This window comes from Aeromicrobium sp. WCS2018Hpa-31 (assembly GCF_031843905.1).
Taxonomy (GTDB): Bacteria; Actinomycetota; Actinomycetes; order Propionibacteriales; family Nocardioidaceae; genus Aeromicrobium.
Genome location: NZ_JAVTJF010000004.1, coordinates 213,611 through 233,250, shown reverse-complemented (window position 1 = coordinate 233,250; position 19,640 = coordinate 213,611). Strand labels below are relative to the sequence as shown.

24 protein-coding genes and 1 tRNA gene are annotated in these 19,640 nt (G+C 70.3%); 24 read left to right on the top strand and 1 reads right to left on the bottom strand.

Translation table 11 applies throughout. The features are described 5' to 3' along the window. Positions 1–56: 56 nt before the first annotated feature. Positions 57–812 carry a metallophosphoesterase family protein gene (locus RQG84_RS06810; RefSeq protein ID WP_311209398.1) on the bottom strand — a complete coding sequence of 252 codons (756 nt, stop codon included), beginning with the start codon at positions 810–812 and terminating at the stop codon, positions 57–59. A 62-nt stretch (positions 813–874) separates the two neighbouring features. Here RQG84_RS06810 and RQG84_RS06805 point away from each other — a divergent pair, with 62 nt between their 5' ends. From RQG84_RS06805 to RQG84_RS06690, 24 genes are all read left to right on the top strand, one after another. After that, positions 875–2,104: a deoxyguanosinetriphosphate triphosphohydrolase gene (locus tag RQG84_RS06805; RefSeq protein ID WP_055965474.1), complete on the top strand. Its 1,230-nt coding sequence runs from the start codon at positions 875–877 to the stop codon at positions 2,102–2,104. Positions 2,105–2,127: 23 nt separating this feature from the next. Next, on the top strand, positions 2,128–4,008 hold the full coding sequence (gene dnaG, locus RQG84_RS06800; protein WP_311209397.1) for a DNA primase: 1,881 nt from the start codon (positions 2,128–2,130) through the stop codon (positions 4,006–4,008). A 112-nt stretch (positions 4,009–4,120) separates the two neighbouring features. Beyond that, on the top strand, positions 4,121–4,726 hold the full coding sequence (locus tag RQG84_RS06795; RefSeq protein WP_311209396.1) for a sigma-70 family RNA polymerase sigma factor: 606 nt from the start codon (positions 4,121–4,123) through the stop codon (positions 4,724–4,726). Continuing rightward, positions 4,717–4,789: transfer RNA gene (locus RQG84_RS06790), tRNA-Asn, on the top strand. The genes RQG84_RS06795 and RQG84_RS06790 overlap by 10 nt, the downstream gene beginning before the upstream one ends. 289 nt (positions 4,790–5,078) lie before the next feature. Continuing rightward, a complete protein-coding gene (locus RQG84_RS06785; protein ID WP_311209395.1) occupies positions 5,079–5,417 on the top strand; it encodes a hypothetical protein in 339 nt (112 codons plus the stop codon). After that, positions 5,414–5,623, top strand: a complete 210-nt coding sequence (locus RQG84_RS06780) for a hypothetical protein (RefSeq protein WP_311209394.1) — start codon at positions 5,414–5,416, stop codon at positions 5,621–5,623. The genes RQG84_RS06785 and RQG84_RS06780 overlap by 4 nt, the downstream gene beginning before the upstream one ends. Further along, positions 5,620–5,754: a hypothetical protein gene (locus tag RQG84_RS06775; protein WP_311209393.1), complete on the top strand. Its 135-nt coding sequence runs from the start codon at positions 5,620–5,622 to the stop codon at positions 5,752–5,754. The genes RQG84_RS06780 and RQG84_RS06775 overlap by 4 nt, the downstream gene beginning before the upstream one ends. A gap of 94 nt (positions 5,755–5,848) precedes the next feature. Beyond that, positions 5,849–6,142, top strand: a complete 294-nt coding sequence (locus tag RQG84_RS06770; protein WP_311209392.1) for a hypothetical protein — start codon at positions 5,849–5,851, stop codon at positions 6,140–6,142. Between the two features lie 54 nt (positions 6,143–6,196). Further along, positions 6,197–6,361, top strand: coding sequence for a hypothetical protein (locus tag RQG84_RS06765; RefSeq protein ID WP_311209391.1), 165 nt, complete (start codon positions 6,197–6,199; stop codon positions 6,359–6,361). Beyond that, positions 6,358–6,630, top strand: a complete 273-nt coding sequence (locus RQG84_RS06760) for a hypothetical protein (RefSeq protein WP_311209390.1) — start codon at positions 6,358–6,360, stop codon at positions 6,628–6,630. Before RQG84_RS06765 ends, RQG84_RS06760 begins: the two co-directional genes overlap by 4 nt. Positions 6,631–6,731: 101 nt before the next feature. Beyond that, on the top strand, positions 6,732–6,959 hold the full coding sequence (locus tag RQG84_RS06755; protein ID WP_311209389.1) for a hypothetical protein: 228 nt from the start codon (positions 6,732–6,734) through the stop codon (positions 6,957–6,959). 639 nt (positions 6,960–7,598) lie between these two features. Further along, positions 7,599–7,766: a hypothetical protein gene (locus RQG84_RS06750; protein ID WP_311209388.1), complete on the top strand. Its 168-nt coding sequence runs from the start codon at positions 7,599–7,601 to the stop codon at positions 7,764–7,766. Position 7,767: 1 nt separating this feature from the next. Then, complete coding sequence (locus tag RQG84_RS06745; RefSeq protein ID WP_311209387.1) at positions 7,768–8,130, top strand: HNH endonuclease; 363 nt, start codon at positions 7,768–7,770, stop codon at positions 8,128–8,130. A 63-nt stretch (positions 8,131–8,193) separates the two neighbouring features. Continuing rightward, a complete protein-coding gene (locus tag RQG84_RS06740; protein WP_311209386.1) occupies positions 8,194–8,490 on the top strand; it encodes a hypothetical protein in 297 nt (98 codons plus the stop codon). Between the two features lie 30 nt (positions 8,491–8,520). Next, complete coding sequence (locus tag RQG84_RS06735; RefSeq protein WP_311209385.1) at positions 8,521–10,056, top strand: terminase large subunit domain-containing protein; 1,536 nt, start codon at positions 8,521–8,523, stop codon at positions 10,054–10,056. A gap of 39 nt (positions 10,057–10,095) precedes the next feature. Next, positions 10,096–11,256, top strand: a complete 1,161-nt coding sequence (locus RQG84_RS06730; protein ID WP_311209384.1) for a phage portal protein — start codon at positions 10,096–10,098, stop codon at positions 11,254–11,256. Next, a complete protein-coding gene (locus tag RQG84_RS06725) occupies positions 11,253–12,938 on the top strand; it encodes an HK97 family phage prohead protease (protein ID WP_311209383.1) in 1,686 nt (561 codons plus the stop codon). The genes RQG84_RS06730 and RQG84_RS06725 overlap by 4 nt, the downstream gene beginning before the upstream one ends. A gap of 3 nt (positions 12,939–12,941) precedes the next feature. Continuing rightward, entirely contained in the window at positions 12,942–13,268 is a 327-nt protein-coding gene (locus tag RQG84_RS06720; RefSeq protein ID WP_311209382.1) for a hypothetical protein, read from the top strand. Further along, positions 13,265–13,642, top strand: a complete 378-nt coding sequence (locus tag RQG84_RS06715) for a hypothetical protein (RefSeq protein WP_311209381.1) — start codon at positions 13,265–13,267, stop codon at positions 13,640–13,642. Before RQG84_RS06720 ends, RQG84_RS06715 begins: the two co-directional genes overlap by 4 nt. Positions 13,643–13,654: 12 nt before the next feature. Continuing rightward, complete coding sequence (locus tag RQG84_RS06710) at positions 13,655–14,092, top strand: hypothetical protein (RefSeq protein WP_311209380.1); 438 nt, start codon at positions 13,655–13,657, stop codon at positions 14,090–14,092. A gap of 1 nt (position 14,093) precedes the next feature. Next, positions 14,094–14,480, top strand: a complete 387-nt coding sequence (locus RQG84_RS06705; RefSeq protein ID WP_311209379.1) for a hypothetical protein — start codon at positions 14,094–14,096, stop codon at positions 14,478–14,480. A gap of 9 nt (positions 14,481–14,489) precedes the next feature. Beyond that, positions 14,490–14,933: a hypothetical protein gene (locus RQG84_RS06700; protein ID WP_311209378.1), complete on the top strand. Its 444-nt coding sequence runs from the start codon at positions 14,490–14,492 to the stop codon at positions 14,931–14,933. 165 nt (positions 14,934–15,098) lie between these two features. Then, positions 15,099–17,603 carry a hypothetical protein gene (locus tag RQG84_RS06695; protein ID WP_311209377.1) on the top strand — a complete coding sequence of 835 codons (2,505 nt, stop codon included), beginning with the start codon at positions 15,099–15,101 and terminating at the stop codon, positions 17,601–17,603. Further along, the gene (locus RQG84_RS06690) at positions 17,600–19,639 is read left to right on the top strand and encodes a hypothetical protein (RefSeq protein WP_311209376.1); all 2,040 of its coding nucleotides are present in this window, start codon (positions 17,600–17,602) and stop codon (positions 19,637–19,639) included. Before RQG84_RS06695 ends, RQG84_RS06690 begins: the two co-directional genes overlap by 4 nt. Position 19,640 lies beyond the last annotated feature (1 nt).

Sequence of the window (19,640 nt, the reverse complement as noted above, 5' to 3'; positions counted from 1 at the left end):
TCACCCTGGCGTGCCTGCCGAGGTGAGTGGGGGAGAACCATGGTCAGTGCGGGGCCTCAGCGCCCGTCGCGGGGGCCGAACGTGGTGAGGGCCTCGACGTCGCCGGCTGGGCGGCGCAGCGTCTCCTCGGCCCAGGCCGCCACCCCCGACCAGCTCGATCCCGCGACGACGTCGCGCACCAGCTGGTCGTGGTCGAGTGCGGTCCGCCCGAACGTGACCTGCCCGCCCGACAGCACCGCCCAGCTCGCGCCGTCGTGCCCGTACGGGAGCCCGACGCTGCCGGGGTTCACGACCAGGCGACGGTCGACCAGCCGCAGGTACGGCATGTGGGTGTGGCCGCAGACGACCGTGCGCACGTCGTCGGGCAGGTCGGCGAGCACCTCGGCCCACCGCTCGAGCCGGCTGTCGACGAGCACGACCTCCTGGTCGTCGCGGGGTGTGGCGTGGCAGAAGCGGACGGGACCGAACCCCTCGATCTCCAGCGTCACCTGCTCCGGCATCGCGTCGAGCAGCTCCTGGTGCGCAGTGGTCATCTGGCCGGCTCCCCACACGGAGAGGGGGTCGTCCGCCAGTCCGACGTCGACGCCGCGCGACATCTGCAGCAGCTCGCGGTCCGCATTGCCGCGCACCAGCAGGACCGCCGCGCCGAGCCGCTGGAGCCGGTCGAGCACCTCGGCCGGCTGCGGCCCCCACGTGTGGTCGCCGGTGACGACGACGAGGTCGGCGTCGGCCACGCCCGGCTCGGCGAGCACGGCCTCCAGCGCGGGCAGCACGCCGTGGACGTCGGAGAGCACCGCGACCGTGGAGAGCACACCGACAGCCTGGCACGCCGTGCGCTGCCGCCGTGGCTGCACCACGCGGTAGCGTTCCCGCCGTGGAGAGTCCGTACGGCATCGAGTCGCGGGCGCGGGTCGTCGCGGAGCCGACGAAGCGGGCCGGACGCACCCCGTTCGAGCGCGACCGCGGACGCGTGGTGCACTCCGCGGCGCTGCGCAGGCTCTCGGCCAAGACCCAGGTGATGGGCGCCGGGTTCGACGACTTCGTCCGCAACCGGCTCACCCACACCCTCGAGGTCGCGCAGGTGGCTCGCGAGCTGGGCGCCACCCTCGGCTGCGACCCCGACGTCGTCGACTGCGCGGCTCTCTCGCACGACCTCGGCCACCCGCCGTTCGGGCACAACGGCGAGGTGGCGCTCGACCTGGCCGCGCGCGACGTCGGCGGGTTCGAGGGCAACGCCCAGACGTTGCGCATCCTCAGCCGGCTGGAGGCCAAGACGGTCGACGCCGACGGCCGGAGCGTGGGACTGAACCTCACGCGCGCGACCCTGGCTGCCTGCGTGAAGTACCCGTGGGCGCGCGGGGACGCACCGGACGGCGGCCCGAAGTTCGGCGTCTACGCCGACGACCGGCCGATCTTCGACTGGCTGCGGCTCGGTGCTCCGGAGGGTCGCCGCCCGGTCGAGGCGCAGGTGATGGACCTGGCCGACGACATCGCCTACTCCGTGCACGACGTGGAGGACGCCGTGGTGGGCGGGTGGTTCAGCCTGCTGCCCGGGCGTCTCGACCTGGCGAACGTCTACCACGTGGCGCGCGACTGGTACGACCCCGACGCCGACGACGACCGTCTCGGTGCGGCGCTCGAGAGGCTGCGCGCGATGCCGGAGTGGCCGCGCGAGGACTTCGACGGGAGTCGTGAGGCGCACGCGGTGCTGAAGAGCCTGACCAGCGGACTGATCGGCCGGTTCGCGGTGTCCGCGGAGAGAGCGACGGTCGAGCGCTGGGGGCCGGGGCCGCTCACCCGCTACGGCGCCGACCTGGAGGTGCCGGCCGACACCCGCGACGAGATCGTCGTGCTCAAGTCCATCGCGGCGCACTACGTGATGCGCTCGGACGACCGCGCTCGGCAGCTCACCGCCCAGCGCGAGGCCCTCGGCTCCCTGGTCGCGCTGCTGGTCGCCACGGGCGACGAGCACCTGGAGCCGGAGTTCCGCGCCGACCTCCTGCGTGCCGACGACGACGCGGCGCGCACCAGGGTCGTGATCGACCAGGTGGCCGGCCTGACCGACGTGTCGGCCCGGCTGTGGGCCGACCGGCTCCTCGGTTGACGGCCACGGCCTAGGATCGTCTCGTGGCGGGACTGATCAACGACGAGGACATCCAGCTCGTCCGCGAACGCGCCCGCATCGACGAGGTCGTCGAGCAGTACGTCACGCTGCGCCGTTCCGGCGGGACCATGAAGGGCCTGTGCCCGTTCCACGACGAGAAGACCCCGTCGTTCCACGCCAACCCCGCGCGCGGCACCTTCCACTGCTTCGGCTGCGGCGAGGGTGGCGACGCGATCGCCTTCATCCAGAAGATCGAGGGCCTGAGCTTCGTCGAGTCGATGGAGCGGTTGGCGGCCAAGTACGGCATCCAGCTGCGCTACGAGGAGGGCGAGTCGCGCGGGCCTCGTCGCGACCCTCAGCAGCGCCAGCGGCTGCTCGAGGCCCACCGCCTGGCCGGCGAGTTCTACGCGCAGACCCTCGCCTCGGCCCCCGAGGCGTCGCCGGGGCGCCAGTTCGTGACCGACCGCGGCTTCGACCAGCGCGCGGCCGAGACATTTGCGATGGGGTGGGCCCCGCGGTCCGGCACCGCTCTCATCGCCCACCTCAAGGGCAAAGGCTTCACCGACGACGAGCTGGTGACCGGTGGGCTGGCCCGGCGCTCCAGCCGCGGGCTGTTCGACGCCTTCCAGGGCCGGCTGCTGTGGCCCATCCGCGAGATGACGAGCGAGATCATCGGGTTCGGTGCCCGGCGGATGTTCGAGGACGACTTCATGCAGGGCAAGTACGTGAACACCTCGGAGTCGCCGATCTACAAGAAGAGCCAGGTGCTGTACGGGGTCGACCTCGCACGGCGCCAGATCTCCTCGGAGAGCCGGGCCGTGGTGGTCGAGGGCTACACCGACGTGATGGCCTGCCACGAGGCCGGTGTGCGCACCGCCGTGGCCACCTGCGGCACGGCGTTCGGCGAGGGTCACGCCAAGGTGCTGCGACGCATCCTGCTCGACGACGGCGCGATGCACGGGGAGGTCGTGTTCACCTTCGACGGCGACGAGGCCGGCCAGCGTGCCGCGATGAAGGCGTTCGAGGGCGACCAGCAGTTCGCCGCGCAGACCTACGTCGCCGTGGAGCCGCGCGGGATGGACCCGTGCGACCTGCGCCTGGCCGACGGCGACGCCGGGGTGCGGGCACTCGTCGACGCGCGCATCCCGCTGTACCGGTTCGTGCTCGACAACGTGCTCACCCGGTACGACCTCGACCGCGCCGACCAGCGCGTCGACGCCGTGCGGGAGGCCGTCGGTCTGGCCACGTCGATCCGCGACAAGAGCAAGGTCGAGGAGTTCCTGCGCGAGGTGGCCACGCGCGTCGGCGTCGACGTCGACCAGGTGCGCATGGAGCACCGTCGGTACAAGCCGGCGGTCAAGCCCGAGCGTCGGGTGCCGACGCAGCAGGCCGAGACGCCCGCGCCCGCGCCGCCGCCGCAGCCCTTCGTCAGCTTCGGGGCGCGCCAGTTCGCCGACGAGCGCGAGGCGCTGAAGGCGCTCGCGCAGCACCCTCACCTGGCTCGCGTCCCGGCGGAGAGCCTCGACGACGACGACTTCACGCACCCGGTGGCGCAGGAGATCTGGCGCACCATGCTGAAGGTCGGCCTGCCGGAGCAGACCGATCCCACGTTCGTGCCGCGGGTCTCCGACGCGCTGGTCTCCGACGACCTGCGCCGAGTGCTGAGCCTCGCCGCCATGGAGCCGTTGAGCTCCACCGAGGGCTCCACGGCGCGCGTGGTGACCGCGGTCATGGCCCGGCTCCGCCTGCTCACGGTGGGACGCCTGGTGGAGGACCTGCGGTCCAAGCTGCAGCGCACCGACCCGGCGGAGCAGCCGGACGAGTACCGCGAGGTGTTCAGCCAGCTGCTCGCTCGTCAGGGCGAGTACCGCGAGCTGCGCGACAAGACCTTCGGCGGCGAGTAGCTCCACCGCCTCGTCCCCAGCCGCGGGTCGGGTCGGGACTGGCCCCGCACTGTCGTCCACAGCTGCGCCGAGCACCCTGGATCCCGTCGGCCCCGCGCAGCACGGTGGAGCCATGGACCTGGTGCGCCGTCTCCTGCAGGAGCCACCGCTGGCGCCGGGGGAGGAGCGTCGGCTCGCGCTGGCGTCCCGATCCGGCGACCTCCAGGCGCGCGAAGAGCTGGCGCGAGGCTCGTTGCGTCTGGCGGCGATGCGGGTGCGGGCCCTCGGATTCGGACCGGGTGAGATCGACGACGCCTTCCAGGTCGGCGCGATGGCGCTGCTGGCCGCCGTGGCCCGCTTCGACCCCGACCGCGGCGCCCGTCTCGCGACCTACGCCTGGCCGTGGATCACCCGCGCCCTACAGGAGCACCGTCGTGCCCGGCCCGAGGTGCCTCACGACGTGGTTCCGGAGCCTCCGTCAGTCCCAGGAGGGCACCAGGTCCCGGCTCTTCTCGACGACCTCTCACCCCTGACGTCGGCCGAGCGCGACGTGCTCCTGCTGCGCTTCGGGAGGGCTTCCGACGGGACCTGTCCGACCCCTTGGGCCGACGTGGCGCAGCACCTCGGCGTGAGCGTCTCGACGGCACGACGCACGGGGGAAAGGGCTGTGTCACGACTCCGTCAGGAGGTTGGTAGAGTATGCGATCGGGCTCCCCGAGTGGGAGCCATTCCCCCGTAGCTCAATTGGCAGAGCATTCGACTGTTAATCGAAGGGTTGTTGGTTCGAGTCCAACCGGGGGAGCAAGTCCGTCACTTCGACGCCCGTGGCCAGCGCGATACGCACGACCTCCTCCGCGCGCCACGGGCGCTTGCCTTGCATCCTCAGGGTCATTGACGACTGACCGATGCCGGCATCTGCCGCCACCTGATTCTGTGTCTTGCCTGAGTCGAAGATGGCGAGCTTCACGCGGCGACCAATCTGACGGTCGTAGTCCGGGAACGGGATTACTTCTGCGGTCATAGCGGAAAATCTAGCACCGACACGGCGTGTCGTTGTCATTTTGGCATTCGCGTCTGCATAGATACATCTCATGACGAGAACAAGCGATCGCAACGACAAGGGTCACCGCATCCGCCGGCGCACCCTCGGGCTCGCCGCCACGAGCGAGCGGGCCACGATGGGCAAGGCCTACGAGAACTACGCCACGGCGCAGTCCCTCCACGTCCAGGCCCACAACGCCTACATGGCTGCCCGCCGGCGCGCCGGCGTCCGAGGACGAGGGGCCCTGCCCGATTGGGCCGAGACCGACGCCGGCATCCGCAAGGCCCTCGCGCAGGCCAGCGAGACCGCCATGTACCTCCACGACGCCAAGGCGCAGTACGCCCTCGCCCGACGCGCCGCCGAGCTCGCAGACCGGAACGCCGCATGAGCGCCCCCGTGCCCGAGGACGAGGCCCAGGCCGCAGGGGAGGCCTTCGCCAACCTCCGCGCCGCCAAGGCCGAGGAGCGCGAGCGAGCCAAGGAGCGCGAGCTCGCTCGGCAGAACCTCGACGGCGCCAACAACCGCCTCAAGGAGGCGAGCGCGGCCGTGGAGCGTGCGCTCATGGTGATCGACGATCTGAGCGACGTCCCGTGAGGCGCCGACTCGTGTGCCTCCTCAAGGACCACCGGTGGTGGACCGTGCCCGGCCTCATCGTCGCTCGCGCCGGCTTCATCCACGGCGTGGAGGAGTGCGGGCGCTGCGGCAAGAACAGGATCAAGCCGTGAGGGCCCTCAAGGCAGCCGGCTACGCCGCCATGGCCATCGGCTACGGCGCCGGCGTGCTCTGGCTCGACGCCCTCGCCCGATCGGGGGCCCTCCGATGATCCTGGCCTTCAATCACCGCCACGCCTGCCACATCGCCGGCGAGCAGGTCCAGGACACCGGGATGCGGCAGCGGATCTCCAAGCGCCGGATCGTGAACGCCTCGTGGTGGACCGTCGAGCAGCTCGACGAGCCTGTCGGGCCTCGCAAGCCGCGCGCGATCGCCCCGGTCATCTACTACTCCGACCGGCAGATCTTCCCTCAAGGCACATTGCCCCCGCCGGGCGCCGCCGGCGGCAGCCTCCTCCAGCGTCTCGCACGCGCCCAGGGCGAGCGCCGGCGGAGCCGGTGAGTGCCGTGCGCGCCCCGCATGGCTGGGTGCAGGGCCGACTGCCTGCACCGGCGGATGGTCCTGGACTACCGCCTTGCCAGGACGGCCGAGGAGGCCGTCGCGGAGGAGGTCTCGATCGGCTACGCGACCGAGTACGCCGAGTACGTCGCGGAGCACCCGCTCATCACCTTCAAGGACTGGCTCATAGGCCACCGAACCCGAGAGGAAGTGGTCCCATGAGCCACCTGGAGCACCTCGAACACGAGATCCTCAACGTCCCCGACCACGACGGCGTGTTCCTCGCGATCAGCGCCCAGAACTACGCCGACGCCGACCTCGCCCTCTGGCGCCTCAAGCGCGCCCTGGAAGGCACCGAGCCGTCGCCGGCGCAGGCCGAGCACATGGAGCAGCTCCGACAGAACCGCCGCGAGTGCTATAGCGACCTGCGCGACTGGATGAACGCCCTGGAGGCCGAGCGCCTCCGCCTCACCGAGGGAGTGCGCCCATGACCGAGATCCTCCTGGCCTACGTCGCCGGCGGCCTGTCTGCCACCTGGGGCCTGTGCTTCGTCCAGCTCGTGCGCACCACCAAGCGCGAGGACGACTGAGCCATGGTCTACGCGTACATCGGCTTCCAGGGCCCCTGCGGCTACTGGAAGGACCACCACGCCCTCGACGTCGACACGGTCGTCTACGTGGCCGACCGGCACGACCTCGCCGGCCTGGTCGGCGTCCTCATCGTCGTCGAGGCCATCGCCACGCGCGAGCAGCAAGACGCCCTGGACTTCGCTGAGCAGATGGTCGCGGCCGGCCTCGCGTCGTGGTGGGTCAAGCCGTGAAGCGCGTCGGATACCAGACCGTCTACCTCTGGACCTGCCCCGACTGCGGGGCCCTCTGGCAGCTTCGCAAACGCCCCCGTGCGGGCCGCGACGTCGCCTGTGCGCCCTCCGGGGTGCAGACCCAAGTCAAGCCGCGCGTGTGGACCGGAGCTGGGAAGCGCGGCCACGAGGCCGTCCCGTGCGGTGCAGTGAACACCTCCAAGGGAGAGCGCCAGGGGGTGCCGCCCACCCTCTACGTCTGACAACTCAAGGCCGGTGGAGCGAGACACGCGCGACCGGCCGGGGCGAGAGCCCCACACAACTCAGCGGCACCGAGAGGCCTTCGGGCCCGCCTGGCGTAGTGACCAGGTAACAGACAAGAGCCCCGTGGCGTGGTGCCGGGGCAGGGCACGGCAAGCCTCCCGTACAGGGGCCGGCCGCACCCGATCAGCGCAGGACCAGCGCCCGACAGGGCGCTATCAAGCGAGCCCAAGCGACTGATTCGACCACCTTGTGGGGCACTAGTGGGGGACCACTAGGGGGAAGAGAGACGACGGTGAGGGCGCCGGGAGGCGCTCCGCTGGAGACACATACACCACACCTGAGATACCGAGCCCGACCCAACTGCACAACCTTGCAACCGACTGGATGGAGACGCACATGGCAGGACGCCCCGCCTACGCCGCTGAGCATGGCTGGCTGGAGGACCTCAAGGTCGAGGTCAAGCACAACCGCAAGAACGTGACCACCGCCGCCGCCTCGCTGGGGATGAGCACGGCCACGGCCTACCGCCTGATCGCTGAGGCCAAGGCCAAGGGGGAGTGGTGACGTGGCCGGCAACCACGAGCACATCAAGAACCTGGCAGCGTGGAAGGTCTGCCGTGCTGAGGTGCTGGACCGTGACGAGCACCAGTGCCTCAGGTGTGGCAGCGAGGACGACCTCACCGTCGACCACGTCACCCCGCTCGACGTGCTGTTCGCCCATGGTGTGACCCCTGAGGCCCTGGCCTGGGCGTGTGACCCCGATAACTGCGTCACCCTCTGTCGACGCTGCAACGGCCGCAAGGGCTCCACGATCGAGCACGAGCTCACCCGCACCACCTGGGTTGCGCCGGCCTACGTCGACCGCCTCGCGTGGCTGTTCGACGACCGCGAGCCCGACGACGTCGACGAGGTCGGCATCGTTCTTTGAGAGCGACGGCCAGAAGACCCTCGCCCTCTTCCTTTTTCACCCGAATGAGAGGAAAAATCCGGGATGACTACAGATCAGACACCACCCCCGCGAATCACCGTCTACACCGACGCGATCGCGGAATATCTCGACGCGCAGACCTGGCTCACGGCCGCCGACGCGCCGCTCAAGGTCCACGCCCAGCAACTCGCCCGATCGCTCGACCAGCAGCTCAACGCCAAGGGCGAGATCCAGTCGGCGCTCGCGTCGAGCTTCGACAAGGTCATGGTCCGGCTCGACGCACGCCGGCCCAAGCCCGTCGCCGGCCCGCAGCAGCTCGACGGGCAACTCGACATCTTCTCGGTCACGCAGACCGACTGATCCTGAGAAACCTGACCGGACCATAGACCCATGACAACCGCCGTGTTCGCGCCCACCGAGACGTCGCGGCGCGCCCACGAGCCGGTGGGCGACTGGAAGCCGGCCCGGTACACCGACACCCTCACCGGCACCGACGAATTCACGTCGGCCGCCGACGGGCTCCTCATCGTCGTCATGACCGTATGGCGCTCGACCGAGGGCCCGCTGGAGCTCGACCCGTGGCAGGTCTGGCTCTTGCGCCGGATGCTGGAGACCTACCCCGAGGACTGGCCCGTCGAGCACCTCCGGGGCCGGCTGCGCTACAAGCGCCTCCTGATCTCCATGGGCCGGCAGAACGGCAAGAGCGTCATTGCCGCAATCCTCGCCCTGTACCTCCTCGTCCGCCACGTCCCCGGCCCCAAGGTCGGCGGCTTCGCCTCGATCGAGTCTCAGGCCGGCATCGTCTACGACCGCCTCCGGTTCGCGATCGACAACAGCCCGCAACTGTCCGAGCGCCTCAAGACCACCAAGACGCGCGGCATCGAGTACCGCGACGGCACCGGCAGCTACAACACGTTCCCCGCCAAGGAGGACTCCCTCCAGGGCGAGCCGTTCAGCGGCGCGATCTACGACGAGCTCCACCTGGGCGACATGGCCCTGTGGGATGCGATCGTTCTCGGCCAGCGGTCCAAGCCCGGCGCCATCCTCGCCGGCTTCACCACCGCCGGCGACGACGAGAGCCTCCTCCTCAAGCGCCTCTACGACGAGGCCGACGACGCCCTCGCCGGCGACGACGAACGCATGGGCGTGTTCATCTGGGAGTCGGCCACCGACGAGTTCGGCGCCGACTACGTCCCCACGCCGGCCGACGTGATCGCCGGCAACCCCGCCATCGCCTGCGGACGCATCCCGCTCGACGAGGCCATGGCCGACGTGCTCAAGATGTGGCGAGCCGGCCCCGACGAGAAGGGCGTCACCGGCCGCGATCGCGTGATCCGCTACACCATGAACCGCTTCGTGGAGGGCGCCGCCGACGCCTGGGTGCCGGCCGTCCAGTACAACGCGCTCCGCGGCCTCCTGCCCGACGACCTCGACACGCCGCCCGTCTACGGCCTCCAGCGCACCGAGGATTGGGAGCACGCCACGATCACCGCGAACTACGCCGCCGGCGGCCGGCTCTACTCGAGCCCGGTGGCCACGATCGAGCGACCCACCCAAGAGATCCTCCTGCGCGCCTGCCGCGACCTCGCCAACGCCGAGCGCTGCGCGTTCGCCATGCCCGCCAAGACCCTTCGGCCGCTCATGAAGGCGCTACGCGACGACGGCCACGAGGCCTGGGCCCTGGGCCATGCCGAGCTGCAACAGGCCTACGCGACCGTCCGAGGAGCCGTCAAGACACGCACCCTCACCCACGCCGGCGACCCGCTCACCCGGCTCCAGTCGTCCCGAGCCAAGCCGCGCAAGACCGAGGACGGCACGCGGCTGAGCTCGACGCTGTCCGTGGGCGAGATCGACGCCCTGGAGGCCCTCCACGCCGGCGTCTTCGTCGCCTCGATCCGCGAGGACAGCGGCCTGCAACTGTTCTGATTTTCTCATCTTGAGAACGTCGGCCCGATGGTTGTCCACGTGGGAAACCTTCGCAACCTCGCCCTCCAGGCTCTCGGCGTCGAGGCCCTCGCCGCGCCGACCACCAGCAAGCTCAAGATCCCCGCCCGCGATCGCGCCGGCAAGACCCCGAGCCTCAAGGAGGTCGTCGGGCTCACCGGCGCCTACCGCTCGATCGGACTCCTGGCCGGCATCGGCTCCGGCGTCCCGTTCGCCGCCTGGAAGGGCGCCGAGCTCGTCGAGCGCCAGCCCCAGATCATCCGCAAGCCCGACCCCTGGATCAGCCGCAAGCGTTGGGCCCGTCAGGGCATCACCAGCATGGCCGTCGACGGCAACATGTTCCTCCGCCTCGCTGCCGACCCGCTCGACTCCAGCGACACGCCGCGACCGATCGCCGGCCCGGTCATGAACCCCTTCATGGTCCACCCACGCCGCAAGAACGGCCGCCAGGTCTTCGACGTCGTCGAGAACGGCAAGGCCACCACGCTCTCGGCCGAGCAGGTGCTCCACATCCGCCTCAACGACTTCCCCGGCTTCGACCGGGGGATCTCCCCGGTGACCGCCTGCCGGCTCGCCCTCTCCGGCGCGATCGACACCCACGAGTACGCGTCGACGATCTTCGACGTGGGCGCCATCCCGCCGGGCATCCTCACCAGCGACCAAGTCATCACGCCGTCTGAGGCCACGGCCGCCAAGGAGCAGTGGCACAGCGACGACTCCCGGTTCATCAAGGTCACCGGCAAGGGCCTCAACTTCGTCCCCGTGATCCTCAAGCCCGAGGACGCGCAGTGGATCGAGGCCCAGCGCTTCAACGTCCTGGAGATGGCCCGCATGTGGGGCATCCCGCCGGTCCTCCTCGCCGCCGCCGTCGAGGGCTCGTCTCTGACCTACCAGAACCTCCAGGACGTCCAGCAACACCTCATCGCCACCACGCTCGGCCCCGAGTACCTCGACACCATCGCCGCCGAGCTCACCGAGATCACGCCCAACGGCCAGGAGGTCCGCCACGACTACAGCGGCATCCTCCGGCGCGGCGACAAGGAGCGCATGGAGACCCACAAGATCGCGATCGACGCCGGCGTCTACGACGCCGACTACGCCCGAGGCATCGAGCGCATCCCCGGCCCCGCACCCAAGCGCCCCGCCACCAAGCCCGCCCAGCAGGAGGAGCCCGCAGCATGACCCTCACCGCCCCCGAGATCTTCGGCGCCAGCGCCACCTTCGACGACAAGACCGGCGCCCCGCTCACGCTCCACGTGACCACACCCCTCGTCCTGGCCGAGGCCGCCGAGGGCGAGGCCCGTCGCGAGTTCACCGCCCTGGCGACCACCTACGAGGTGGAGGTCAACCGCCCCAACTGGCGCACCGGCACCGTCCTGTTCCGCATCGCCAAGGGCGCCGCCACCTTCCGCGCCGACGCCAAGGTCTTCTACGGCCACGACTGGCAGAGCGACGGAACGCCCATCGGCCGCGTGGTCTCGGCCACCGAGGCCGTCGAGGGCCCCCGCATCCTCGCCCGCCTCTGGCAGACCACCAAGGCCGACGAGATCTACGCCCTCATGAAGCCCGACGAGGACGGCGTCCCCGTCCTGGACAAGATCTCGATCGGCTTCTACATCACGGCCTACACCGTCGAGGGCGCCGACACCGACGCGCCCGTGCTCGTCGTCACCGGCGCCGACGTGTTCGAGGCCTCCGTCGTCCCCTACCCGCAGTTCGACGGCGCCGCCGTCGACGACGTCCTCCAGATCCGCGACCGCAACACCAGCCCCCAGAAGGAGCCCGACATGACCAGCACCATCACCGAGCCCGGCGCCGACACCGACGTCCTCGCCGCTCTCGCCAAGCTCGACGGCCTGCCCGAGGCCGTCGACACCCTCTCGGCCAAGATCGCCACCATGGGCGCCACGACGGCGCCCGACTCGACGGCCGAGCTGTTCGGGTCGTCCTACGGCGAGTTCGTCAAGGCCATGGCCTCCGGCGACGCCGACGCCAAGAAGTTCGCCGAGGCCCTGGCCGAGGGCGACTACGCCGGCGGCACCTCCGGCGACACCATCTGGGGCGAGACCTGGGTGGGCGACATCGTCAAGCTGATCGAGAACGCCCGCAAGGTGTGGAACCTGTTCGACTCCGCACCGCTGCCCGCCGAGGGCATGAAGCTGGAGTACGGCAAGCTCGCATCCAACACGATCGACGTCCAGGAGCAGGCCGAGGAGGGCGACGCGATCGTCATGGGCAACGTGAAGATCACCACCGCCTTCGCGGACGTCTTCACCTTCGCCGGCGGCTCGCGCCTGACCCTCCAGCAGGTCAAGCGCTCCAGCATCGCCGTCCTGGACCTGCACTGGCGAGCGCTCGCCATCGCGTTCGCCAAGGCCACCGAGGCCAAGGCCCGCGCCATCCGCGCCGCAGCCGCCGCGCACACCACGGGCAGCCTGGGCGAGCTCGACGACTTCGACGGCTGGATCGACTTCCTCGTCGACGGCGCCGTGCACCTCGACGACAAGGGCCTCCAGCCGGAGTACCTCAACCTCTCGGCCACGCAGTTCAAGCGCCTGGCCAAGATCCGCGAGGGCGTCGACGGGCCCTACCTCCTGTCGCGCGACACCGGCCGGATCAGCCTCCTGGACCAGACCGGCGACGTCGCCGGCCTCAAGATCGCCTTCGGTAAGGACGAGAGCCTCGGTGCCAACTTCGTCGAGATGGGCAACAGCTTCGCGCTCAAGACCTTCGAGAGCGCCGGCGCTCCGGCCCGCCTGGGCCCCCAGGAGGAGATCACCAACCTGACCGAGGAGATCGGCGTCTACGGCTTCGGCGCGATCGCCGTCCAGGACGAGAAGGCCCTCGTCCGGCCGGGCGTCTGAGCCATGCCCGACACCCCCGTAGAGGCCACCGCCGCCGATCTCGCGCGCCGCGCCAAGAAGGAAGCGAACGACCCCGACGTCGTCGCCGCCTTCCACGCGGCCGTCGAGCTCGTCGACGAGGCCGTGGTCGACGCCTGGAGGCCGGTGCCGTCTTACGTGCGACGCGAGTGCGTCCTGTCGGCCGGCTACGCCATCCTCGACCGGACCAAGTCCAGCCACGGTGTCGGGCAGCTCACCACCGTCGAGGGGGGCGCGGTCGTCCGCGCCCCCCGCGACCCCAAGGCCTCCATCCGCACCATCCTGGCCGAGTACGTCCTGGGGTTCGGATGAGCCTCTACGCCGCGCGCGCAGACCTCGCGGAAGCCCTGGGGACCGTGACCGGCTACCGGTTCGACGACCACGTGCCGGCGCAGGTCGAGCCCCCCTGCGGCTTCGTCGAGCCGGCAGACGACTACGTGCGCCACACCGACACCTACGACACCGCCGAGGTGTTCGTCACCGTCCGCCTGTGGCTCCTCGTGCCGTTCGTCGACGGCGCCAACGACACCGCCACCAACGACCTCGACAAGTTCCTCAAGGAAGTCGTCACCCGCCTTCCCGAGGACTACACGATCGCCGGTTCCGGCCAGCCCGGACCCGTCACCGCCAACGGCTGGCTGGCCCACGGCATCCACCTCGACCTCACCACCCTCACCACCCTCTAGAAGGAGCACCCCATGGCAGTCTCGACCCGCCTGCGCGGCAACACCGGTCTCGTCCTCAAGCTCAAGGTCGGCGCCGCAGCCGCCATCGAGTTCGGTGGCGACGTCAAGAGCGCCCGCCTCACCACCGAGGACAAGGACGACAGCGACCTCACGTTCGAGGAGGCAGCGAGCGGCGACGTCAAGGACTTCATCCTCGCGCTCACCGCGATCCAGTCCACCGACGCCGGCAGCCTGTGGCGCTTCCTGTGGGACAACCCCGGCGCCGAGATCGTCGTCGTCTACGGCCCCCACGGCAACACCGCCGCCTCCGTGTCCAAGCCGCACTTCACCTTCACCGTGAAGGCGGACGGCAAGCCCGAGGTCGGCGGCGAGGCCCGTCGCACCACCGAGGGCCAGGAGTTCGAGTACGAGCTCAAGGCCACCACCGCCGTCACCCTGGTCACCGCCTGACATGGCCACCGCCGGGGCGCGGGTCGTCGGCCTTCGGGAGACCATCCGCGCCCTGGAGCGGTACGGCGTCGAGGCCCAAGACCTCAAGGACGTTATGGAGCGCATCGGCACCAACGTCGTGCGCGTCGCCCACGGCCGCGTCCGGGTCAAGAGCGGCGCCCTCGACAACTCCATCCGAGCCTCCAAGACCAAGAACAAGGCCGTGGTCCGAGCCGGCGGCGCCCGCGTCCGATACGCCGGCGTCCAGAACTACGGATGGCCCGCCCACGGCATCGCCGGCGACCTGTTCCTCAACAAGGCCGCCGACGACACCCTCGCCGAAACGATCGCCCTCATGGAGGAAGGGCTCCGAGATCTCGCCCGCAAGTACAACTTCACCACTCTGTAGGAGACAACCATGACCGCAGCAACCCCCGAGCAGCCCCAGGCCCCCGGCCCCCAGGCATCCGACTTCGTCTTCACGGACGGCCCCGCGCCCGTCCAGGCCCCCGAGCCGGCCCCCGAGCCGGCCCCCGAGCCGGCCCCCGAGCCGGCCCCCGAGCCGGCCGAGCCCGAGCCCGACCACGACGCCCTCGCGGACGTCGTCCACAGCATCACCAAGATCTACAAGCCCGAGAACATCCCGAACGCCTTCATGCTCCGGGCCCGCATCCGCCTCGACGCGTCCGGGGAGGAGATCCTCGACGACGGCGTGCTCCTGAGCATCGTCTGCGCCGTCTACAGCGAGTTCCAGGCCACCGGCGTCGAGGACTGGGACAAGTGGCTCAACGCCAGTCCGCTCCAGACCGCCCAGATCCTCGCCAAGGCCGCGGGGGTCGACTCCACCGACCCCAAAAGCTGAGGCCGCGACGCGGCAGGAGTACGCCCGGGAAAAGGCCCTGTTCTGCCTTGCCACCGGCATCGCTCCCAGCGAGTACGACCAACTGACAGCGGCCGAAACTGACGCCTTCATCGACGAGATGAACCGCCAGGCCGAACGACGAAAGCACTAGAGGAGGAACCCCAGGTGGCACGACAGACCATCGCCGTCAGCGCCTTGCTCGACGCCGCCGGCATCCGCAAGGGCGTCGACGAGTCCAACCGCCACCTGGGGCGCCTCTCCAAGGGCGCAACGTCACTGTCCCGCCTCCTCAAGGGCGCCCTGGCCGGCGCCGCGATCACCGCCGGCTTCCGGGCCGTCGTCACCGAGGCCAGCGACGCCCAGCAGTCCGTAGGCGCCACCGAGGCCGTGTACGGCAAGTACGCCAACAGCGTGATCCGCTCGTCCAAGAAGGCCGCCGACGCAGTCGGTCTCTCGAGCAACGAGTACCGCGAGCTCTCCAACGTCATGGGCGCCATGCTCAAGAACAGCGGCACCCCGCTCAAGGGCCTGGCCAAGCAGTCCGACCAGCTCGTCCGCCTGGGCGGCGACCTGGCCGCCACCTACGGCGGCACCACCAAGGAAGCCGTCGAGGCCCTGTCGAGCCTCCTGCGCGGCGAGGCCGACCCGATCGAGCGCTATGGCGTCTCGATCAAGCAGAGCGACGTCAACGCCCGCCTCGCCGCCAAGGGCCAGGACAAGCTCACCGGCGCCGCCCGCAAGCAGGCCGAGCAGATGGCCCGCCTCAAGCTCCTCAACGAGCAGACCACCGACGCTCAGGGCCAGTTCTCCCGCGAGTCCTCCACCTACGCCGGGCAGCTCCAGCGCGCGTCCGCGCAGTGGGACAACCTCAAGGCCGCGATCGGCACCCGAGCCCTGCCCGTGCTCACCAAGGCCCTGACCTACATCAACACCAAGGGCCCCGCCGTCGTCTCCCAGCTCCGGGGCGGCGCCGCCGTCATTCGCCAGTTCTTCGACAGATTCACCAGCGGCAGCGGCCAGGCCAGCGAGAAGTTCGCTCAGATCCAGACCACCGTCACCAGCGTTTGGGCCTCGATCAAGAGCACCTTCACCAGCGGCGTGCAGATCGTCCAGAGTCTCTGGGGCACGTTCGGCGCCACCATCACCTCCTACCTCTCCAACACCCTCACCAACACCCTGACGCTCCTGCGGGGCGCGTTCACCGTCATCCGAGGGATCTTCCAGACCTTCTCCGCCGTCCTGCGCGGGGACTGGTCCGCCGCATGGTCCGGCGTCAAGACCATCGTCTCCGGCGCGTTCACCATCGTCCGGGCCGTCGTCGCCCAGGCCCTCAACATCATCCGCAGCCTGGCCCGCGCCGGCCTCGCAGCCCTGCGCGGCATCGTCTCCGGCGCCATGAGCGGCGTGCGCGCAGCCTTCGCCGCCGGCTGGAACGGCGCCAGGAGCCTCGCCGCATCTGCCTGGGCCTCGATCCGCTCCACCGTCAGCAGCGGCGCCAGCCGCGTCGTCGGCTTCGTCAAGGGCCTGCCCGGCAAGATCAAGGGCGCCTTCGGTGACGCCAAGAGCATCCTGTCCGGCGTCGGCCGAGACATCATGCGCGGCCTCACTGCCGGCATCGCAGACGCCGGCCGAGCGGCCGTCCAGAAGGCCAAGGACATCGCCGGCGACGTCAAGGGCGCCGTCACCGGATTCTTCAAGATCAAGAGCCCCAGCCGGCTCATGCGCACCATCGGCCGCTTCATCGGCAAGGGCATGGAGCTCGGCCTCACCGACTCCACCGCCTCCATTCTCAAGGCCGTCCGCCGCCAGGGCGTCAACACCAAGAAGGAGTACCTCAAGCAGGCCCGCGATCTCTCGCGCACCCTCTACGCCAACGCCAAGGCCCGCTACACCCAACTGCGCGACCAGGCCCGCGCCTACTCCGTCGAGGTGCGCGACGCCGCCAAGAGCTACGCCAGCCTGACCAACCTGGGCACCGACCAGCCCGTCACCGGCGCCAGCATCAACCAGTTCCTCACCAGCCGGCTCGACGCCATCCGCGACTTCCGCGACAAGCTCAAGGGCCTCAAGGGCAAGATCTCCAGCGACCTCTACCGCCAGATCGTCGGCATGGGCGTCGAGCAGGGTGGAGCGTTCGCCACCGCGCTCGCCGGAACCTCGCCCGAGGCCCTCAAGGAGCTCAACGCGCTCAACAGCGCCATCGGCAAGGAGAGCGCCGCTCTCGGCACACAGACGTCGGCGGCCATGTACAAGTCCGGCGTCGACGCCGCACGCGGCTTCCTCGCCGGCATGAAGTCCCTGACCTCCCAGATCTCCAAGGCCGGCTCCGGCATGGGCAAGGCCCTGGTCAAGGCGCTCAAGAAGGCCCTGGGCATCAACAGCCCCTCCCGCGTCCTCGCCCAGCTCGGCCGATACAGCGTCGACGGCCTGCGCCTCGGCCTCGACCCCGCAGTCGTCAGCCGGCAGGGCGCGCGCCTGTCCAGGGCGCTCGTGCAGGGATTCGAGCGCCCCCAGCTCTCCGCCGACGTCAGCCGAGCCGGCTTCCGCGTCGGCGCCACCGTCAACCACTTCAAGGTCTACGTGTCCCTCGACGCCTCCATGAGCGAGGCGCAGATGGGACGCGCCTACAAGCGAGCCATCAAGGCCGCAGAAAGCCTCGGTATCGCATGAGCGCCACGCTTCCCTTCCTCTCGCTGGAGATCTCCGCCACCAACACCGGCTCCCGCTGCCTCAACCCCGACGCCCGCTACGGCCTCGCCCGCTGGACGGCCACCGGCGTCACCGCCGACGCCGCCGGCTTCTTCATGGGCCAGCCCAACTCCGGCACGTCGACCATGACCTACGACCCCATCCTCGTGAGTGAAGGTCAGTGGGTCGGGACGACCTACGCCCCCACCGTCGCGAACAGCAGCGGGGGAGGCGGCTTCCGCCAGGTCAGCAGCTTCGTCGACTTCTACAACGGCGCCACCCTCCTGACGTCCGTGGAGGTCCGCCGGATCCTCTGGCAGCCCGGTAGCGGGCCCGTCATCTCCGGCGGCTCCACGGTCAACCAGGGCGCCGCCCAGGCCCCCGCCAGCACGACCAACGCCCGAGTCCGCCACACCAGTACCGGCGGGAGTAGTGCCGCGTCTGTGTGGCTGCGCAGGATTGCCATCCGAGTCGCCGGCAACCGCGTTGACGCCGGCCGGGGCCTGAGTGCCGAGACCTGGACCCCGATCGTCGCCAAGGCCCTCAGCATCGAGACCGAGACCGGCGTCGACGTCGAGGGCGTCGACGAGACGATCGCCGCCGACTCCCTCATCGTCACCATCACCGACCCCACCCTCGACGGCGCCACCAGCACGGCCCTTCGACGGGGGACCGCCATCCGCCTCCGACGCGCCGGCGGCTCCTCGGACCCCATCTGGACCGGCACGATCGAGACCGCCGACACCGACTACGAGAAGGACGGGCGCACCCTCATCGACGTTGTGGCCACCGGCTCCGGCCGCACCCTCAACGACGCCGCAGCACCCATCCTCACCGGCGCCACCTTCACCGAGCAGGGCGCCAGCGCGTGCGCCGCCGCTGGCCTCGGCCTCCAGGACTTCGCCGGCGCGTTCGCAGCCGCCAGTACCGCGCTCCTGGCCCGCGACGACAGCGCCAACGCGGCCACCTGGCTCAAGCGCCTCGTGGCCACCCATGGCGCCGCCATCTACATCGACGCCAACGGCGCTCCCCGCTACCTGACCGCCGGCCAGCTCGCGATCACTCGCACCCCGGCCCTCACCTTCACCGACGTCCCTGGCCAAGCCGGCGTCCGATACACCGGCCTCAAGCTCGCCTACGGCTCCAGGGCCCTCGTCAACGCCCTCAACGTCCGCAAGATCAACCTGGCAGAGGTCGACCCGTCCGGCGTCGTCTACGGCCCCTACGTCGCCGTCGACTCCGAGCTCGACTACGGCCGCGTCTCGGCCGACGTCGAGATCGTCGACGGCGTCCCCTCGACCATCGCCCAGCGCCTCCTCGGCGCCTACGCCACGCCCCGCCGATTCCCCACCGAGCTCACCGTCGACACCCTCGACAACCTCGCGAGCATCCTCGCCCTGTACCCCTACCGGGCCGTCCGCGTCGTCCGTAACGGACTGTTCGACGAGGTCGTGCGCGTGGCCAGCATCAGCCACAAGATCACCGCCACCGGTTGGAAGACCACCCTCAAGTTCAAGCCCCTGGAGACCAGCACCACCGTCGAGCTCCAGGTCCCCACCGCCGGCAGCGAGACCGGCCCTCGTGACGTCGTCATGGTCGACTTCCCCCAGCTGGCCCACCGCACCCGCTCGGCAGCCACTCAGGCCCTCCCCAACAACACCACCACCGTCGTCGCGTTCGATGGCCAGGTCGCCGGCGAGGGCATCCCCTATGACTCCGCCACGCGCACCTTCACCATCGTGCGCGACGGGCGCTACCACCTCAGCGCGTCGTCCGGGATCTCCCCGAACGCCACCGGCGCCCGCGTCCTCGACCTACGCGTCAACGGCACCGCTCGCTTCCGTAGCCGCATCGTCGGATGGGCCAGCACCGACAACATCGTCGCCGCCGGTGGCTCCATGCGACTCAAGGCCGGCGACACCATCGACGTCGCCCTCCTCCAGAACAGCGGCGCCGCCCTCACCATCGTCAATCAGGCCGCGTCCACGTTCATCACCATCGCCCACCTGGGGGCCTGAC

Bases quoted from the DNA above. Each gene is read 5' to 3' on its own strand.
- RQG84_RS06795 (WP_311209396.1), top strand. From the start codon at position 4,121: ATGGACCTGGTGCGCCGTCTCCTGCAGGAGCCACCGCTGGCGCCGGGG.
- RQG84_RS06785 (WP_311209395.1), top strand. From the start codon at position 5,079: ATGACGAGAACAAGCGATCGCAACGACAAGGGTCACCGCATCCGCCGG.
- RQG84_RS06780 (WP_311209394.1), top strand. From the start codon at position 5,414: ATGAGCGCCCCCGTGCCCGAGGACGAGGCCCAGGCCGCAGGGGAGGCC.
- RQG84_RS06770 (WP_311209392.1), top strand. From the start codon at position 5,849: ATGATCCTGGCCTTCAATCACCGCCACGCCTGCCACATCGCCGGCGAG.
- RQG84_RS06765 (WP_311209391.1), top strand. From the start codon at position 6,197: ATGGTCCTGGACTACCGCCTTGCCAGGACGGCCGAGGAGGCCGTCGCG.
- RQG84_RS06760 (WP_311209390.1), top strand. From the start codon at position 6,358: ATGAGCCACCTGGAGCACCTCGAACACGAGATCCTCAACGTCCCCGAC.
- RQG84_RS06755 (WP_311209389.1), top strand. From the start codon at position 6,732: ATGGTCTACGCGTACATCGGCTTCCAGGGCCCCTGCGGCTACTGGAAG.
- RQG84_RS06750 (WP_311209388.1), top strand. From the start codon at position 7,599: ATGGCAGGACGCCCCGCCTACGCCGCTGAGCATGGCTGGCTGGAGGAC.
- RQG84_RS06740 (WP_311209386.1), top strand. From the start codon at position 8,194: ATGACTACAGATCAGACACCACCCCCGCGAATCACCGTCTACACCGAC.
- RQG84_RS06735 (WP_311209385.1), top strand. From the start codon at position 8,521: ATGACAACCGCCGTGTTCGCGCCCACCGAGACGTCGCGGCGCGCCCAC.
- RQG84_RS06725 (WP_311209383.1), top strand. From the start codon at position 11,253: ATGACCCTCACCGCCCCCGAGATCTTCGGCGCCAGCGCCACCTTCGAC.
- RQG84_RS06720 (WP_311209382.1), top strand. From the start codon at position 12,942: ATGCCCGACACCCCCGTAGAGGCCACCGCCGCCGATCTCGCGCGCCGC.
- RQG84_RS06715 (WP_311209381.1), top strand. From the start codon at position 13,265: ATGAGCCTCTACGCCGCGCGCGCAGACCTCGCGGAAGCCCTGGGGACC.
- RQG84_RS06710 (WP_311209380.1), top strand. From the start codon at position 13,655: ATGGCAGTCTCGACCCGCCTGCGCGGCAACACCGGTCTCGTCCTCAAG.
- RQG84_RS06705 (WP_311209379.1), top strand. From the start codon at position 14,094: ATGGCCACCGCCGGGGCGCGGGTCGTCGGCCTTCGGGAGACCATCCGC.
- RQG84_RS06700 (WP_311209378.1), top strand. From the start codon at position 14,490: ATGACCGCAGCAACCCCCGAGCAGCCCCAGGCCCCCGGCCCCCAGGCA.
- RQG84_RS06690 (WP_311209376.1), top strand. From the start codon at position 17,600: ATGAGCGCCACGCTTCCCTTCCTCTCGCTGGAGATCTCCGCCACCAAC.